The 17,274-nt window shown below is 64.0% G+C and carries 9 protein-coding genes and 6 pseudogenes; 1 reads left to right on the top strand and 14 read right to left on the bottom strand.

The window, feature by feature from the left end; translation table 11 throughout:
- Window positions 1–36: 36 nt before the first annotated feature.
- Both ACQVLG_RS12575 and ACQVLG_RS12570 read right to left on the bottom strand, forming a co-directional pair.
- The gene (locus ACQVLG_RS12575) at window positions 37–879 is read right to left on the bottom strand and encodes a DMT family transporter (protein WP_474295637.1); all 843 of its coding nucleotides are present in this window, start codon (window positions 877–879) and stop codon (window positions 37–39) included.
- A 160-nt stretch (window positions 880–1,039) separates the two neighbouring features.
- Window positions 1,040–1,814 (bottom strand): annotated as a pseudogene (locus ACQVLG_RS12570) (helix-turn-helix transcriptional regulator).
- Window positions 1,815–1,918: 104 nt separating this feature from the next.
- Between ACQVLG_RS12570 and ACQVLG_RS12565 the strand changes: the two are divergent.
- A pseudogene (locus ACQVLG_RS12565) lies at window positions 1,919–2,685 on the top strand (class I SAM-dependent methyltransferase).
- Window positions 2,686–2,755: 70 nt separating this feature from the next.
- Here the strand turns inward: ACQVLG_RS12565 and ACQVLG_RS12560 are convergent.
- The 12 genes and pseudogenes from ACQVLG_RS12560 to ACQVLG_RS12505 form a co-directional block, all read right to left on the bottom strand.
- Window positions 2,756–3,264: pseudogene (locus tag ACQVLG_RS12560) on the bottom strand (redoxin family protein).
- A 186-nt stretch (window positions 3,265–3,450) separates the two neighbouring features.
- Window positions 3,451–4,659 (bottom strand): cell division protein FtsZ, encoded by a 1,209-nt coding sequence (gene ftsZ, locus ACQVLG_RS12555; protein WP_474294835.1) that lies wholly within the window; start codon window positions 4,657–4,659, stop codon window positions 3,451–3,453.
- A gap of 154 nt (window positions 4,660–4,813) precedes the next feature.
- A complete protein-coding gene (gene ftsA / locus ACQVLG_RS12550; RefSeq protein WP_474294833.1) occupies window positions 4,814–6,049 on the bottom strand; it encodes a cell division protein FtsA in 1,236 nt (411 codons plus the stop codon).
- Between the two features lie 42 nt (window positions 6,050–6,091).
- Window positions 6,092–6,904 (bottom strand): cell division protein FtsQ/DivIB, encoded by an 813-nt coding sequence (locus ACQVLG_RS12545; protein ID WP_230541476.1) that lies wholly within the window; start codon window positions 6,902–6,904, stop codon window positions 6,092–6,094.
- 1 nt (window position 6,905) lies between these two features.
- Window positions 6,906–7,874, bottom strand: a complete 969-nt coding sequence (locus ACQVLG_RS12540) for a D-alanine--D-alanine ligase (protein WP_474294831.1) — start codon at window positions 7,872–7,874, stop codon at window positions 6,906–6,908.
- A 1-nt stretch (window position 7,875) separates the two neighbouring features.
- Complete coding sequence (murC, locus tag ACQVLG_RS12535; RefSeq protein WP_474294829.1) at window positions 7,876–9,279, bottom strand: UDP-N-acetylmuramate--L-alanine ligase; 1,404 nt, start codon at window positions 9,277–9,279, stop codon at window positions 7,876–7,878.
- A 10-nt stretch (window positions 9,280–9,289) separates the two neighbouring features.
- Window positions 9,290–10,343: pseudogene (gene murG, locus ACQVLG_RS12530) on the bottom strand (undecaprenyldiphospho-muramoylpentapeptide beta-N-acetylglucosaminyltransferase).
- Window positions 10,344–10,378: 35 nt separating this feature from the next.
- Window positions 10,379–11,590: a putative lipid II flippase FtsW gene (gene ftsW, locus ACQVLG_RS12525; protein WP_230541480.1), complete on the bottom strand. Its 1,212-nt coding sequence runs from the start codon at window positions 11,588–11,590 to the stop codon at window positions 10,379–10,381.
- Window positions 11,590–13,146 carry a UDP-N-acetylmuramoyl-L-alanine--D-glutamate ligase gene (gene murD / locus ACQVLG_RS12520; protein ID WP_474294827.1) on the bottom strand — a complete coding sequence of 519 codons (1,557 nt, stop codon included), beginning with the start codon at window positions 13,144–13,146 and terminating at the stop codon, window positions 11,590–11,592. Before murD ends, ftsW begins: the two co-directional genes overlap by 1 nt.
- Window positions 13,146–14,320 (bottom strand): annotated as a pseudogene (gene mraY, locus ACQVLG_RS12515) (phospho-N-acetylmuramoyl-pentapeptide-transferase). Before mraY ends, murD begins: the two are co-directional and overlap by 1 nt.
- Before the next feature lie 2 nt (window positions 14,321–14,322).
- Window positions 14,323–15,753, bottom strand: coding sequence for a UDP-N-acetylmuramoyl-tripeptide--D-alanyl-D-alanine ligase (locus tag ACQVLG_RS12510; RefSeq protein ID WP_474294825.1), 1,431 nt, complete (start codon window positions 15,751–15,753; stop codon window positions 14,323–14,325).
- A pseudogene (locus tag ACQVLG_RS12505) lies at window positions 15,753–17,266 on the bottom strand (UDP-N-acetylmuramoyl-L-alanyl-D-glutamate--2,6-diaminopimelate ligase). The gene ACQVLG_RS12510 and the pseudogene ACQVLG_RS12505 overlap by 1 nt, the downstream one beginning before the upstream one ends.
- Window positions 17,267–17,274: the final 8 nt, after the last annotated feature.

Below are 17,274 nucleotides of genomic sequence, written 5' to 3'. Positions count from 1 at the left end.
CGGCAGTCTGCGCGTCAGAAAAACCACACCGCGCCATCATGGATGCTCGCTTTCCGCATGCACGGCTTCGCGCCGCACCAGGTAAATGCCGCTGCCGATGATGATGGCCGCGCCGATCAGGGTGTATTCGTCGGGCAAGGCGCGCCACAGCACCCAGTCCAGGGCCATGCCCCAGGCCAGGGCCGAGTACTCGAACGGCGCCACGCTGGACGCCTTGCCATGACGAAACGCCTCGGTAATGGCCAGCTGGCCCAGGAAGCCGCTCAGCGACAAGCCCGCCAGCAGCCACCAGTCTTCGTGGCGGATGCCCACCCATTCATGCGCCGACAGGGCCACGCCGCCGCCGGCCATCATCACCATCAGCCAGAAGACCATGCTTTCGCTGGCATCCGTGCGACTCAGGATGCGCCCCGTGACGGCGGAAATGGCGTAACAGGCGGCCGAACCGAGCACGGCCAGGCCAGCCAGCGAAAAGAAGCCCGATCCGTCGGGACGCAGCGCCACCAGCACGCCCAGCAGGCCCACGGCGATGGCGCACCAGCGCGCAAAGTCAACTTTTTCCTTCAGGATAAAAACAGACAGGACCGTGATGATCAGGGGGGCAACGAAGAACAGCGCATACGTCTCGGCCAGCGACATGCGCTTCAAGCCGTAGGCGAACAGGGTAATCATCAGCACACCCAGCGCGCCGCGCAGCAAATGCAGCGGCCAGCGCACCTTCATCACATTGTTAAACGCGCCGCGGTACAGCAGGTACAGGCAGACGAGCGGCAACGACGACAGGGCGCGCAAGGCCGTCACCTGCATGGGCGGATAATGGGCAGACAACAGCTTCATGGCCGTGTCCATCAGGGAAAACATGGCGACGGCGACCAGCATCACATAGATGCTGCGCAGGTTGGGATTGCGGGGTAACAGGACAGACTCCTGGCGAAAAAACGGGACCGTCATCATGGCGACGGCCGGAGCCAGGACAGCACGGTCTGGAAAGGCAGGGCCATGCTGTCCGCCCGATTATAGCAAGCGCAGCTGTTTTTCCTTATGACACAGGCAACAGCATCACCAGCTTCAGCTCATGCTGGCGCGCCAGGTGCAGGGTGACCTGGTTGAAGCCGAGCGCGCCCTGCTGCGCATGCTGGAAGCGGCGCAAGCCCCCATCGCGGCCCTGCACCTGCTGCGCCCCCCACCACCGGCGAAATTCAGGGCTGGCGTCGGCCAGCTCCGCGATCAGGCCGGCCAGCGGCGCCTGGTCCGCCTGGCGACCGATATCGGCACGAAACTCCGCCACCAATCGCTGTGCCCGCTCGGGGCCAGCCGACGATCAGCTCGCGCGCGCCAGGTTCCAGGAACATGAAGCGCAGCTGGTTCGGCGCGGCCTGCCCGGCATGCAGCCAGCCCATGAACAAGCTGGACGCGGCACCATTCCACGCCACGGCGTTCCATTCGCGGTCGAGGATGTATGCGGGCGCGTCGATGGCGGCGACGATGGCGGCCAGCTCGGCGCTGGCAGGCCCGCCACCCTCGCCTGTGCCATGGCTGGGGTCATGCTTGTCGGCCACCTCGAACAGATAGGCCCGCTCGGCCGTGCTCAGTTGCAGCACCTGCGCCAGCCGCGCCAGCATCTTGGCCGACGCCGACACGGGCCGCCCCTGCTCCAGCCACGTCAGCCACGTGGGACTGACATCGCACAGCTGCGCCAGTTCCTCGCGCCGCAAACCCGGCGTGCGCCGGCGTCCGCCACCGGGCAAGCCAGCCATGGCGGGGGTAACGGCTTCGCGCCGCGCGCGGATGAATTCAGCGAGCTTATTCGACATGAGATGCCTGCATGGTAGTAGATATACCAGTATAAGTTATGGTCTTGTTACAGGATAATTTTATCCTTATTCTGCAGGAACTCACCCATCAACAGGAGAAAACCATGCAGCAGCACGATGTCGTTACCGAACAGTTTGGCAAGACGGCGAATGCCTACCTGAGCAGCGCGGTGCACGCGCAAGGGGCCGATCTGGTGCTGATGCAGGAATGCGCGCGCCGCCACGGCAAGCCGGTGGTACTGGACCTGGGCTGCGGCGCCGGCCACGCCAGCTTCGCCGTCGCTCCTGTGGCGCAATCGGTCGTCGCCTACGACCTGGCGCAGCCCATGCTCGACGTCGTCGACTGCGCCAGGGTGCAGCGCGGCTTGCACAATATCCGCACGCAACAGGGCGACGTGGCGCGCCTGCCGTTTGCCGACGCCAGCTTCAACATGGTCGTCACGCGCTTTTCCGCGCACCACTGGAACGACGTGGCCGCTGCCCTGGCGAAGCCTGGCGCGTGCTGCGCCCGAACGGCACGTTATTAGTGGTCGATATCGTCGCGCCGAAAACGGCCCTGTACGACAGCACCTTGCAGGCGGTGGAAATGCTGCGCGACGCATCTCACGTGCGCGACTACCGTACCTGCGAATGGGGTGCCAAGTTCGACAACGCGGGCTTTACGCACAGCTTGCGCAGCGTGTGGAAGCTGACGATGCAGTTCGACGAGTGGGTGGCGCGCATGCGCACGCCGCACGAAAGAGTGGCGGCCATCCGCAACCTGTTCGATGGCGCGCCCGAGGAAGCGCGCCGCTACTTCGCGCTGCAGGACGACTATTCGTTCAGCATCGATGCGGCCATGTTCGAGGCGACCAAGCCATCGGTACAGTAAACGTAAAAACGGCGCCGATGGCGCCGTTTTTTTGATGGGGTCAGACCCGTCGGGCCTGACCCCACATAGCTTAAGCCAGCTGGCCCAGCAAAGTTTCCGCATTCGACACTTCAAATTGCCGCCGCCCTGCTCGATGTTCAATTGCGTCACGACGCCATTGTCGACCAGCATTGAGTAGCGCTGCGAGCGCGTGCCCATGCCGAACTTGGAGAAATCGGCGTCCAGGCCCAGGGCCTTGCTGTAGGCGGCATTGCCGTCAGCCATCATGCGTACGATGCCGGTGGCTTTCTGGTCGCGGCCCCAGGCGCCCATCACGAACGCGTCGTTGACGGAGATGCACCAGATTTCATCGACGCCTTTGGCTTTCAGGTCGGCAGCGTGCTGGACGTAGCCCGGCACATGCTGTGCGGAGCAGGTCGGGGTATACGCGCCTGGCAGGCCGAAAATGGCGATCTTCTTGCCCTTGACCAGGTCTTGCACGTTGAACGTGTTCGGGCCCAGTGCGCAACCTTCGGTTTCGCTTTCGATGAATTCGGCCAGGGTGCCTTCTGGCAGGGTGTCGCCGATCTTGATGGTCATGTTGACTCCTTGTGTACTGTCGGTTGAGGATGCTGCCGGCATGATGCCGACACTGCGCGATAGTATGCCTGACTTGCCGTATTTGTGCAGAAAACGGCTGGAAAGGCAAAGGCAAAAGTCAAAAAACGGCAAAAAAAAAAACGGCGGCCCTCAGGCCGCCGTCATCGCTACTGACATCAGATCACCTTAATCTGCTTGCTTGCGCAGGAACGCTGGAATGTCATACGTTTCCATGCCATTCTTTTCCATCGCGCGCACTTGCTCGGAAGCCGATTCGCGGCGCCATACGGCTGGTGCCTTCATGCCGTCGAAACCGGCTGCCGGCGTAGCCACGCCGACCGTCGTCGCCGCCGCTTGCGCGCCGCCCATGGCAGCCGACGGGGTCAGCGGGCTGTTGTGGGTGCCGGTGCGCAGCACTTGCTGCGGTACCAGCTGGATGTTTTTCTTCGCGCGGCCCAGGCCTGTGGCCACCACGGTGACGCGGATGTCATCGCCCATGGCGTCGTCGTAGGCGATACCTTGCGCGATCGACGCGTCCGGCGCGGCAAACGCGCGCACGGCAGCCATGACTTCCTTGATCTCCTTACCCTTCAAGCCACGGCTGGCCGTGACGTTGACCAGCACGCCGCGCGCGCCAGAGAGATCAATACCGTCCAGCAGCGGCGAAGCGACAGCCTGTTCGGCGGCGATGCGCGCGCGGTCGACGCCGGAAGCGGTCGCTGTGCCCATCATGGCCTTGCCCTGCTCGCCCATGATGGTTTTCACGTCGTTGAAGTCGACGTTGATATGGCCAGGCACGTTGATGATCTCGGCGATGCCGGCCACCGCGTTGTTGAGCACATCATCGGCGTGCTGCATCCATTCCAGCATGCTTTCGTCTTCATAGATCTCTTCCAGCTTCTCGTTGAGGATGATGATCAGCGAATCGACGTGCAGGGACAGCTGCTCCAGACCTTCGTCGGCGATGTCCATGCACTTCTGGCCTTCGTACGAGAACGGTTTCGATACCACGGCCACCGTCAGCGCGCCCAGTTCCTTGGCCACTTCGGCCACGATAGGAGCGGCGCCCGTGCCCGTGCCGCCGCCCATACCGGCAGCGATGAAGACCATGTGCGCGCCGCGCAGCGAATCGGCGATGCGAGCGCGCGATTCTTCGGCCAGCTGGCGGCCGACGGCAGGCTTCATGCCGGCACCCAGACCGGTATCGCCGATCTGGATGATGTTATGGGCCTTCGATGTCGACAGGGCCTGTGCGTCGGTGTTGGCGGCAATGAACTCCACACCCGACATGCCTTTGTTGATCATGTGTTGGACTGCATTGCCACCCGCACCGCCGACGCCGACGACCTTGATGACGGTACCTAAAGCTGTGTTATCGACCATATCGAACTCCATGATGTGCTCCTATCAGATGCGGTTTCCAAGCGCCAGGCCTCATATTGGTAGGAGAACTGGAGATTGAAAACTGCGGTTAAATATAAAATAAAGTTATGTGTGTGTACCTGCGATGCTGCCAAAAAACCTGACCTGCCGGGCCTGAAGCACGCCCTTAAAAATTCCCCAAAAACCATTCCTTCATGCGCTGCCAGACCGCCTTCACCGAACCGTCCTGACGCGTCACGATGTGGCCGCGCAGGTATTGCTTCTTCGCTTCCAGCAGCAGGCCCAATACCGTGGCATAGCGCGGACTGCGCACCACGTCGGCCAGCTGGCCCCGATACTCGGGCGTGCCCAGACGCGCCGGTTTCAGGAAGATGTCTTCCGCCATTTCCACCATGCCGGGCATGATGGAGGTGCCGCCCGTGAGCACGATGCCCGACGACAGCACGCCTTCATAGCCGGATTCGCGCACCACCTGGTGCACCATCGCGAACAGCTCCTCGACGCGCGGTTCGATCACTGCCGCCAGCGCCTGGCGCGACAGGTTGCGCGGGCCGCGGTCGCCCAGGCCAGGCACTTCCAGCGATTCGCCGGGATCGGCCAGGACCTGCTTGGCCACGCCATAGCGGATCTTGATTTCTTCCGCTTCCGCGGTCGGGGTACGCAAGGCCATGGCGATGTCGTTGGTGATCTGGTCGCCGGCGATGGGAATAACGGCCGTATGGCGGATCGCGCCATCGGAAAATACCGCCACATCGGTCGTGCCGCCGCCGATGTCGATCAGCACCACGCCCAGTTCCTTCTCGTCCGGCGTGAGCACCGCATCGGCGGACGCCATCGGCTGCAGGATCAGGTCCGACACTTCCAGGCCGCAGCGGCGCACGCACTTGACGATATTCTGCACCGCCGACACGGCGCCGGTGACGATGTGCACCTTTACCTCCAAGCGGATGCCGCTCATGCCGATAGGCTCGCGCACATCTTCCTGGCTGTCGACGATGAACTCTTGCGGCACCGTATGCAGCAATTGCTGATCGGTCGGAATGTTAACCGCTTTTGCCGTCTCGATGACGCGCGCCACGTCGGTCGCCGTCACTTCCTTGTCCTTGATGGCCACCATGCCGCTGGAATTGAAGCTGCGGATATGGCTGCTGCCCGCAATGCCCGCATAGACATTGCGGATCTTGCAGTCGGCCATCAGCTCGGCCTCTTCAAGCGCCCGCTGGATGGACTCCACCGTGGCCTCGATATTGACCACCACGCCTTTTTTCAGGCCCTTCGATTCGTGCTGGCCCAGCCCGATCACTTCGTGGCGCCCGTCGGACATCACTTCGGCTACCACCGCCACCACTTTCGAGGTGCCGATGTCGAGGCCGACGATCAGGTTTTTCGCGTCTTTTGTCATTTCTGTCGCCTACTGTATGGGCTATAAATTAAGATTATTGGGTTAAGTCGGTTTTTTAATCGGACTACTGTTTTTCTTCTTCATCACCGGCTTGCCATCCTTGCCTTCGGCCGGTATCACCAGGCCGGCGGAACTGAGCGCCAGGCCATTCTGGTAGCGCATATCGATCGTGTCGATATTCTCCAGCCGGCTCGCCAGTTGCGGGTAGATGCCCACCAGCCGGTCCACCCGCGCCTTCAGGGTCGTATGATTCTGCTCGCGTCCCAGCGCCACGCTCATGCCGTTATCCAGTTTCACCGTCCACGCATAGCGGCTCGACAGCGACAGGGTTTCCGGCACCATCTTCAGCGGCGCAAACCACTTTGCCAGCTGCACGTAGGTGGCCAGCACTTCCTTTTCGCTGCCATCCGGTCCCGAAAACGCGGGTAGTTCATGGTCATCCTCGGCCTCGGCCACATTGGCCGTAAACACGTCGCCCTTGACCGACAGCAGGCGTCCATCCTCGCCCCAGGTGCCCAGCGCTTCGTGTTCTTCCAGCGCCACGATCAACTGGTTCGGCCACTCGCGCCGCACGCTGGCGCGGCGTACCCAGGGCACCGATTCGAACACGCCACGCACGCTTTCCAAGTTGGTCGTGAAAAAATTGCCCTTGATGCGGCCCAGTGTGCCGCTGCGCAGGGTCAGGTAATTCACGTGGCGCAGGCCCTTGTCGTCCGCGCTTTCCACCTTGATCGTGCGCAGGTCGAACATGGGACGCTGCGACACCCACCAGACGCCGGCGGCCACGCACACGACCAGAACCGCGGCCAGCAGGCCGTTGGCAGTCGTATTGAGGCTTTTAGCGTCATGCCACATATCAGCGCTGTCCCTTGTGCATTTTCAGGCTTGCGCCGGAGACGATTTCCAGGCACAGGTCTTCATAGCTGGTGCCTTCCGCGCGCGCCGCCATCGGCACGAGCGAGTGCCCCGTCATGCCGGGCGAGGTATTCACCTCCAGCAAAAACAGCTTGCTGTCGGCCGCGCGCATCAGCACATCGACCCGTCCCCAGCCTTCGCAGCCGAGGGCGCGGTACGCCGCCAGGGCGATGCGTTCCATCTCTGCGATGATGGCCGGGTCCAGCTGCGGCGGGCAGAAATACTGCGTGTCGTCGGTAAAATACTTGTTCTGGTAATCGTAATTGCCTTGCGGCGCGACGATTTCGATCGGCGGCAACGCGCGCGCCATGGCGCCCTTGCCCAGGATCGCCACGGTGAACTCGCGGCCCTTGATGAATTCCTCGGCCAGCACCGAATCATCGAGGCCGGCGGCGATGTCATAGGCGGCCTGGAAGGCGGACGCTTCGTTGACCGTCGTGATGCCGATGCTCGAGCCTTCATGCGGCGGCTTGACGATCAGCGGCAAGCCCAATTCCGCGGCGACCTTAGCCAGGTCGGAGCTGTCGTCCAGCACCGCGTACTTCGGCGTCGGCAGCTCGTGCATCAACCAGATCATCTTGGTGTAAACCTTGTCCATGCCCACCGAACAGGCCATCACGCCGCTGCCCGTGTACGGGATGCCCAGCTGTTCCAGCGCGCCCTGCAGGCTGCCGTCTTCGCCGAAGCGGCCGTGCAGCGCGATGAAGACGCGGTCAAACTTCTCAGCGGCCAGTTCGGCCAGGCTGCGTTCGCCCGTGTCGAAGCCATGCGCATCCACGCCATGGCTTTTCAAAGCGGCCAGCACGCCCGCGCCGGACATCAGCGACACTTCGCGCTCGGCCGAACGGCCGCCGAACAGGACGCCGACCTTGCCCAATTGTTTTACGTCGATAGCTGAAGCTTGGTTCACATCAGGCCTTTACAGTGTTGGATTGATACGTTGTCAGTTGATTCGGGATGCCGCTGATGGAGCCGGCTCCCATGGTCAGCACGACGTCGCCGTCGCGCGCCACGCTCATGATGGTGTCGGCCATGTCCGTCATGGACTCGACGAAAATCGGTTCGATCTTGCCGCGCGCGCGCAGCGCATGCGCCAGTGCGCGGCCGTCGGCGGCGACGATAGGCGCCTCGCCCGCCGCATACACTTCGGACAAGAGCAAGACGTCGGGCGCACCCAATACCTTGACGAAATCCTCGAACAGGTCGCGCGTGCGGCTGTAGCGGTGCGGCTGGAACGCCAGCACCAGGCGGCGGCCCGGATAGGCGGCGCGCGCGGCGGCCAGAGTGACTTCCGTTTCCACCGGATGGTGGCCGAAATCGTCGACCAGCGCGAAGCTGCCGCCGTTCGGCAGCGCCACGTCGCCATAGCGCGTGAAGCGGCGGCCCACGCCGGAAAACTCGGCCAGGCCCTGCTGCGTGGCGCTGTCGGCGATGCCGATTTCGCGCGCGATGGCGATCGCCGAGCAGGCATTCTGCACGTTGTGCATGCCGGGCTGGTTCAGCACCACGTCGAGGTCAGGATAACCTTCCTGCAGCACGGTGAAATGCATTTCCAGGCCCACGGCGCGCGCGTTGATGGCGCGCACTTGCGCGTCTTCCGCGAAACCGTAAGTGGTGACGGGCTTGGTGACGGACGGGATGATGGCGCGCACGTGCGGATCGTCGATGCACAGCATGGCGCGGCCATAGAACGGCAAGCGGTGCGTGAACTGCACGAAAGCCTGCTTGAGCTTTTCGAAATCGTGCTCGTAGGTATCCATGTGATCGGCGTCGATATTCGTGATCACTTCGATCATCGGCGTGAGGTTCAGGAACGAGGCGTCCGATTCATCGGCTTCAGCCACCAGGTAGTCGCCCGAGCCCAGCTTGGCGTTCGCGCCGGCGCTGGTCAGGCGGCCGCCGATGACGAAAGTCGGGTCGAGACCGCCCTGCGCCAGCACGGAAGCGACCAGGCTGGTGGTGGTGGTTTTGCCGTGCGTGCCGGCGATGGCGATGCCGCGCTTCAGGCGCATCAACTCGCCCAGCATCACGGCGCGCGGCACCAGCGGAATCTTGCGCGCGCGCGCTGCCGCCACTTCCGGATTGTCTTGCGGGACGGCGCCCGACGTCACTACCGCATCGGCGTCGCCGATGTTCTCGGCCGCGTGGCCGAGCATGACGGTCGCGCCCAGGCTCGCCAGGCGCTGCGTCGCCGCATTGCTGCCCAGGTCGGAGCCCGACACCTTGTAGCCAAGGTTGACCAGCACTTCGGCGATGCCGCTCATGCCGCTGCCGCCAATGCCGACAAAGTGGATATTGTTTACTTTATGCTTCACAGAGCTAACCTCATGCCAATTTTTCCAATACGTGTGCGATCGCCTCATTGGCGTCGCGCTTGCCTGCTGCCAGTGCCGCCTGCGCCATCTGCTGGCAAGTATCGCGCGTCAAGGACGCCAGCAGAGTACTCAGCGACACCGCACTCATTTCCGTCTGCGGCAGATGAATCGCCGCGCCTTGCTTCGCCATCCATTGCGCGTTGTCGCGCTGGTGGCTGGTGGTCGACGCCACCAGCGGCACCAGCACGCTGGCCACGCCGGCCGCCGTCAATTCCGAAAGGGTGATCGCGCCCGCGCGGCAAATCACCAGGTCGGCTTCCGTATACGCCCGGGCCATGTCGTCGATGAAGTCGACCACATTGGCTTGCACGCCCGCCTGCGCATACGCGGCATGCAGGGCGTCGATATTCTTCTTGCCCGACTGGTGCGTCACCAGCGGGCGTTCGCCCGGCGGCATCAGCGCCAGCGCCGCCGGCAAATTATCGTTCAGCGCTTTCGCGCCCAGGCTGCCGCCCACCACCAGGATGCGCAGCGGTCCGCTGCGGCCCGCGAAACGCGGCGCTGGCGGCGCCATGGCGAGGATCTCAGCACGCACGGGATTGCCCGTGACGACGGCCTTGCCGGCGGCGCTGCCGAAATCGGCGGGAAAGCCGAAACACACTTGCTGCGCCAGCGGCACCAGGGTCTTGTTCGACAACAGCAGCGCCGCGTCGGCATTGACCAGCACCAGCGGCACGCCCTTCAGGCGCGCCATCAGACCGCCCGGCACGGTGACGTAGCCGCCCATGCCCATCACCACGTCCGGCTTGCGGCTGGCGATGAAACGGCGGATGGCAATGAAGCTGGCCAGCATCTTGAAGCCGCCCTGGATGGTGTGCGCCAGGCCCTTGCCGCGCATGCCGGAGAACGCGATGGCGTCCATGGGAATGCCGCTTTTCGGCACCAGTTCCTGCTCCATGCCATGCGTCGTGCCCAGCCAGCTCACCTCCCAGCCGCGCGCGCGCATCGTCTGCGCAATCGCCAGGCGGGAAAATATGGCCGCCGGTACCGGCCGCCATGATCATCAGTCTTTTCGTCGTTTTCAAGTTCGTCACGTTGTTCATAGCCGGCCTCCGCGCATCAGGATCCGGTTTTCGTAATCGATGCGCAGCAAAATCGCCAGGCCGATACAGTTAATCAGTACGCCCGTGCCGCCATAACTCATCAAGGGCAAGGTCAGGCCCTTGGTCGGCAGCAGGCCCAGGTTCACGCCCATGTTGATGAAGGTCTGCACGCCGATCCAGATGGCGATGCCCTTCGCCGTCAGGCCGGCAAAGGTCTGGTCGATGGCGATCGCCTGGCGGCCGATGTCGAAGGCCCGCTTGATAATCCAGTAAAACATGCCGATCACGACCAGCACGCCCACCAGGCCCAGTTCCTCGCCGATCACAGCCAGCAAAAAGTCCGTATGCGCTTCGGGCAGGTAATGCAGTTTTTCCACGCTGCCGCCCAGGCCCACGCCAAACAGTTCGCCGCGCCCGAAAGCGATCAGCGAGTGCGTCAGCTGATACGCCTTGTTGAGCGCATTGTCTTCCTGCCATGGATCGAGATACGCAAAAAACCGCTCGCGGCGGAATTTCGACAAGGCGATGATGGTGACGAAGATCGCCGTCAGCATGGCGCCGATACCGCCGAACCAGATGGCGTTGACGCCGCCCAAAAACAGGATGCCCATGGCGATGCAGACGATCACGCCGAAGGCGCCCAGGTCGGGTTCCATCAGCAGCAGCAGGCCGACGAAACTGACGGCCAGCGCCATCGGCATGAAGCCCTTGGTCAGCTTGTGCATGTATTCCTGCTTGCGCACCGTGTAGTCGGCCGCGTACAGCACCATCACCACCTTCATCAGTTCGGACGGCTGCGGCCGCAGGCCCGGCAGGTTCAGCCAGCGACGGCCGCCGTTGACGGACACGCCCAGACCCGGTATCAGTACCATCACCAGCAGCACCAGGGTGCCGATGAACAGCCACGGCGCCATCTTTTGCCAAGTGGCGACGGGGATGCGGAACACCAGCGCGCCGGCGATCACCGACACGCCGATGAACAGCGCCTGGCGCACGACGAAATAATTGTTCGTATAAGCGGCGAACTTGCGCGCATCCGACAGCGAGATCGACGCCGAATACACCATCACCATGCCCAGCAACATGAGCAGCAGGACAACCCACACCAGCGGCTTGTCATAGTCCATCATCTTCGACTGCCGCGCGCGGCCATCCAGCGGCTTGGCAGCCGAGCCGGAACCAAAGCTGAAGGGCAGTTGGAAGGCCATCAGATATCCTGTCCGTTTTCCAGGGCGATGTCGCGCACGGCGTCGACAAACACCTGCGCGCGGTGCGCATAGTTCTTGAACATGTCCAGGCTCGCGCACGCGGGCGACAGCAGCACGGCATCGCCGGCCAGCGCCAGACTGCTGGCGCGCTTGACGGCTTCCGGCAAGGTGCTGCAATCGACGATGTCCACGCCGGCCGGCTCGAGGGCCGCGCGCAGCGCAGGCGCATCGCGGCCGATCAGCACCACGGCGCGCACATAGCGCGACACGGGTTCGGCCAGCGGCGAGAAATCCTGCCCCTTGCCGTCGCCGCCGGCGATCAGCACCAACCGCTGTTCCGCGCCGCCAAACGCCTTGCCCAGGCCGAACAGGGCCGCCACCGTCGCGCCCACGTTCGTGCCCTTGCTGTCGTCGTAGTATTCGACTTCATTGACTGCCGTGATCAGCTCCACGCGGTGCGGCTCGCCCTGATATTCGCGCAAACCGTGCAGCAGCGGCGCGAATGGCAGGCCGATGGCGCGGCACAGGGCCAGCGCCGCCAGCGCATTCGAGGCGTTGTGCTGGCCGCGGATTTTCAGCGCGTCGGTCGGCATCAGTTTCTTCGCCATCGTCGGCACCGGTTCCGGCGCCGGATCGTTCTTCCTGCGCTTTTTCTCGATCACTTCTTCGCTGGGCACGGCTTGCGCCAGCCAGAAGATGCCCCGTTCATTGACCAGGCCAAAGCTGTCGACGTCCGCCGGCTCGCCCGTGCCGAAGGTAATCGTCTCGGCCAGCGGATCGGCCATGTGCATGACAGCCGCATCGTCGCGGTTCAGGATGCGCACGGTCTGGTCGCCGAAGATGCGCGCCTTGTCGGCAGCGTAGGCCGCCATGTCGCCATGCCAGTCCAGGTGATCCTGCGACAGATTCAGAACCGTGGCCGCATCGGCCTGCAGGCTGAACGTCGTGTGCAGCTGGAAGCTGGACAACTCGAGTATCCATGCCTGCGGCAAGGTACTGGCGACGGGTTCCACCGCTTCAGCGTCCGCCTCCACCGGCTGCGGCGCGGGCTCGGCATCGAGCACCTCGCGCAGCACGTCCAGTGCGGCCGGGCTGATATTGCCGGCCACGCGCGTGGCCAGGCCCGCGCGTTCGCACAACAGGCCCACCAGGCTGGTGACCGTCGTCTTGCCGTTGGTGCCCGTGATGGCGATGACTTTCGGCGCATAGCCGCGTTCCGCCTTGAGCGCCGCCAGCGCCTGCGCGAACAGTTCGATCTCGCCCCACACGGGGATGTTCTTTTCCTGCGCCGCCGGGGCGATTCCAGCCAGTTCGCGGCCCGGCGCCAGGCCAGGGCTGACGGCGACGAAATCGACGCCATCGAGCAGTTCGGCCGTGAAGGCGCCGGCGATGAACTGCGCCTGCGGCACGGCGGCCTGCAGCGCGGCCAGGCGCTCGGGCGCCTCGCGCGTGTCGGCCACGCGGACTAGCGCACCGCTGCGGGCCAGCCACAGGGCCATGGCCAGGCCCGATTCGCCGAGGCCCAGTACCAGTGCGGTTTTATCTTGGTACATCATCAGCGCAGCTTCAAAGTGGTCAGGCCGAGCAGCACCAGCATCATGGTGATGATCCAGAAACGCACGACCACCTGCGTCTCCTTCCAGCCTTTTTGTTCAAAATGGTGGTGCAACGGCGCCATCAGGAAGACGCGGCGGCCCGCGCCATAGCGCTTCTTGGTGTACTTGAACCAGACGACCTGGATGATCACGGACAGCGTTTCGACGACGAAGATGCCGCCCATGATGAACAGGACGATTTCCTGGCGCACGATGACGGCGATGGTGCCCAGTGCGCCGCCCAGCGCCAGCGCGCCCACGTCGCCCATGAACACTTTGGCGGGGTGGGTGTTATACCAGAGGAAGGCCAGGCCGGAACCGGCCAGCGCGCCGCAGAAGATCACCAGTTCGCCGGCGCCCGGAATGTGCGGGATGAACAGGTAGCGCGCATACGTGGCGTTACCCGTCAGATAGGCGAACAGACCCAGGGCCGTGCCCACCATCACGGTAGGCATGATGGCCAGGCCATCGAGACCGTCCGTGAAGTTGACGGCGTTGCTGGTGCCGACGATGACGCAATAGGTCAGCGCGATGAAGCCCCACACGCCCAGCGGATAGCTGATGGTCTTGAAGAACGGGACGATCAGGTCGGCCTTCGGCGGCAGGTCCATGGCGAAGCCGGCTGCACCCAGGCGTAGATCAGGTTCCACACGTGGCCCGCGTCCGGTTCCGAGACGGAGACGGAAAACGCCAGGTAGAACGCGGCGACGATGCCGATCAGCGACTGCCAGAAGTATTTTTCGCGCGAGCGCATGCCCTCCGGATCCTGGTGCACCACCTTGCGGTAGTCGTCGGCCCAGCCGACGGCACCAAAGCCCAGGGTGACGATCAGCACGGGCCAAATGAAGCGGTTCGACAGGTCGGCCCACAGCAAGGTGGAAATGCCGATGGCAATGAGGATCAGCACACCGCCCATGGTGGGCGTGCCGTGCTTTTTCAGATGCGTTTGCGGGCCGTCCGTGCGCACGGCCTGGCCGACCTTCATGCGCGTGAGCATGCGGATCACGGCGGGGCCGGCGCACAGGCCGATCAAAATCGCCGTCAGGGTGGCGAAGACGGCGCGGAAAGTGATGAAGTTAAAGACCCGCAATGGGCCAATGTCGTCCTGGAAATAATGAGCGAGCCAGAGCAGCATGATTAGTGAGCTTCCTTGTTTTTGTTGTTTGAACCAATCAAATGCTGCACGGCCCGTTCCATCTTCATGAAGCGGGAGCCCTTGATTAATACTGTTGCATCCGAACGGCCGGACAGACGCGCATCGAGCGCCGCCAGCAAGCCGTCGAACTGTTCGAAATACTCCACGACCGTGCCTGATTCCTGGCTTGCGGCAGCCTGCGCCGGATTCACCAGATGGCGCGCCAGGCCGCCCGTCGCCAGCACGTATTCGATGCCTTTGGCGGCGGCGTAGGCGCCGATCTCTTCGTGGAACTGCTGCCCCTGCGTGCCGACTTCGCCCATCTCGCCCAGCACCAGGATGCGCGGTTTTGCTGCCTGCGCCAGCACGTCGATGGCCGCGCGCGCCGAATCCGGATTGGCGTTATACGTGTCGTCGATGATGGTGGCGCCGTTGGCGGCACGTTTTTTCTGCAAGCGGCCATTCACGGGCGCGAACGCCTCCAGGCCCTGCTTGATATGTTCGATGGCGATGCCGGCGCCGACGGCGCATGCCACCGCGGCCAGCGCATTGCGCACATTGTGGTCGCCCGCCGCCTGCAGGCCGACGAAAAACTGGCGCAAGCTGCCATCCTGCGCGCGCACGCTGACGAACAAGTCGCTGCCAAAATCCTCGGCCGCGCGGTGCGTGCAGCTCACGTCGGCGTCCTTCGACAGGCCGAAGGTGATGACGGCACGCGCGCCGGCCAGCTCGCGCCACAAGGGCGTGAATTCGTCGCCCTGCGGGAAGACAGCCACGCCGTCATCGCCCAGGGCCGCCAGCGCGGCGCCGTTTTCGCGCGCCACCGCTTCGACCGTATGCATGAATTCCTGGTGCTCGCGCTGCGCGTTGTTGACCATCGCCAGGGTCGGCGCGGCAATCGCGGCCAGACGCGCGATTTCGCCCGGATGGTTCATGCCCATCTCGATGACGGCCGCCTTGTGCTGCCCACTCAGGCGGAACAGGGTCAATGGCACGCCGATTTCATTATTCAGGTTGCCGCGCGTGGCCAGACGCGCTTCTTCGCCAAAGGCCGCCGCCAGGATCGATGAAATCATTTCCTTGACGGTGGTCTTGCCGTTGCTGCCGGTGACGCCGATAACGGGCACATTGAAACGGCCGCGCCAGTGGTTGGCGATGCGGCCCAGCGCGGCCAGGGTATCGGGCACCACGATGGCCGCTACCTTGCCGCTGTCCCAGCCTGCGGGCAGGCGCTCGACCACCACGGCGGCGACGCCGCTGGCGGCCACTTGTTCAAGAAAATCGTGGGCGTCGAAACTCTCGCCGCGCAGGGCGACGAACAGCGAACCGGCCTGAGCGCTGCGGCTGTCGGTGGAAACGCCGTCAAAAACGGCGTCGCCCGTAAGCTGCGCCCCTTGCAGCGACGGCATCAGTTCTGTCAGGGTGCCGCGCATCAGTTCGTCCTCATCATGGTCAGGCGCGCGGACAGGGCCAGCTGCGCATGGTCGGCGTCGGAGAACGGCAGCTTCTTGCCCTTGATTTCCTGGTACGGCTCATGGCCCTTGCCCGCCAACAGGATCACGTCCGGCTTGGCCGCGTGCTTGATGGCCGACAGGATGGCGGCGGCGCGGTCTTCAATGGCTTGCGGCTGCGGGCCGTCGGCACGCATGCCTGCGACGATCTGCGCGATGATGGTATGCGGGTCTTCGCTGCGCGGATTGTCGCTGGTGACCAGCACGTGATCGGCCAGCTGCGCGATGGCGCCCATCTGTGGACGCTTGCCCGGATCGCGGTCGCCGCCGCAGCCGAACACGCACCACAGCTGGCCGCCCCGCTCCTGCGCCACCTGGCGCAAGGCGGCCAGGGTTTTTTCCAGCGCGTCCGGCGTATGCGCGTAATCGATGACGACCATCGGCGCTTCCTGTCCACCCACCTGCTGCATGCGGCCCGGGGCCGGCTGCAGCGATTCAATGCCGTCGATGGCGGCGCGCAGGCCGGTGCCGTGCCGTGCGCCAGCAAGGCGCCCAGCACGGCCAGCGCGTTGCTGATATTGAAATGGCCCACCAGCTGCGTCTTGACGAGCGCCACGCCCAGCGCGCACTCCAGGTGGAAGTCTGTGCCGGCATTACGGCTGCGGAACTGGCTGGCGCGCAGCATCAGCACGCCAGGCAGATCGGGCAAGGCCGCCGCATCCTGCAAGGTATAGCCGATGACGGGATACGCGCCGGCCAGCTTGCCGTCCACGTGCGCCGCCAGGCGCAGGCCCATGGGGTCGTCCAGGTTGATGACAGCCGTTTTCAGGCCGGGCCAGTCGAACAGTTTTACTTTGGCCGCCTCGTAGGCCACCATGTCGCCATGGTAGTCGAGGTGGTCGCGTGTCAGATTGGTAAACATGGCGACATCGAAATGCATGCCAGACGCGCGGTCCTGGTCCAGGCCGATCGACGACACTTCGATGGCAACGGCCTTGGCGCCAGCGTCGCGCATGACGGCCAGTTTGCGTGCCAGCAGCACGGCGTCGGGCGTGGTGTAGCCGGTGACGTCGAATTCGACGGCGCCGCGCGGCTTGCACAGGCCCACGCCCAAGGTCCCGATGACGGACGATGTTTCGCCCAGGCGCGCCAGGGCTTGCGCCAGCCAGAGCGCGCACGAGGTCTTGCCATTCGTGCCAGTCACGCCGGCGCTGAACATGGCGCTGTCGGGCATATCGTAAAAAGCATGCGCCACGGGGCCGGCCAGGCGTTTCAGGTCGCTGACCAGCAGATGCGGCACGGTCCATGCGGCGTTCGATTCCACGGCGTCATGCACGATGGCGGCGGCGCCCTGCGCGATGGCGGCGTCGATGAAATGTGTGGCGCCCGCGTAGGCGAAAAATACGTCGCCGCGCTGCACGCGGCGCGAATCGGACGTCAGCTGCCCCGACGGGGCAGCCGTTTTGATCCACAAACTGATGTCTTGTATGGTCATGAGTGACT

Source organism: Janthinobacterium sp. TPC_1, from assembly GCF_056037845.1.
This window is presented reverse-complemented; position numbering and strand designations above follow the sequence as displayed.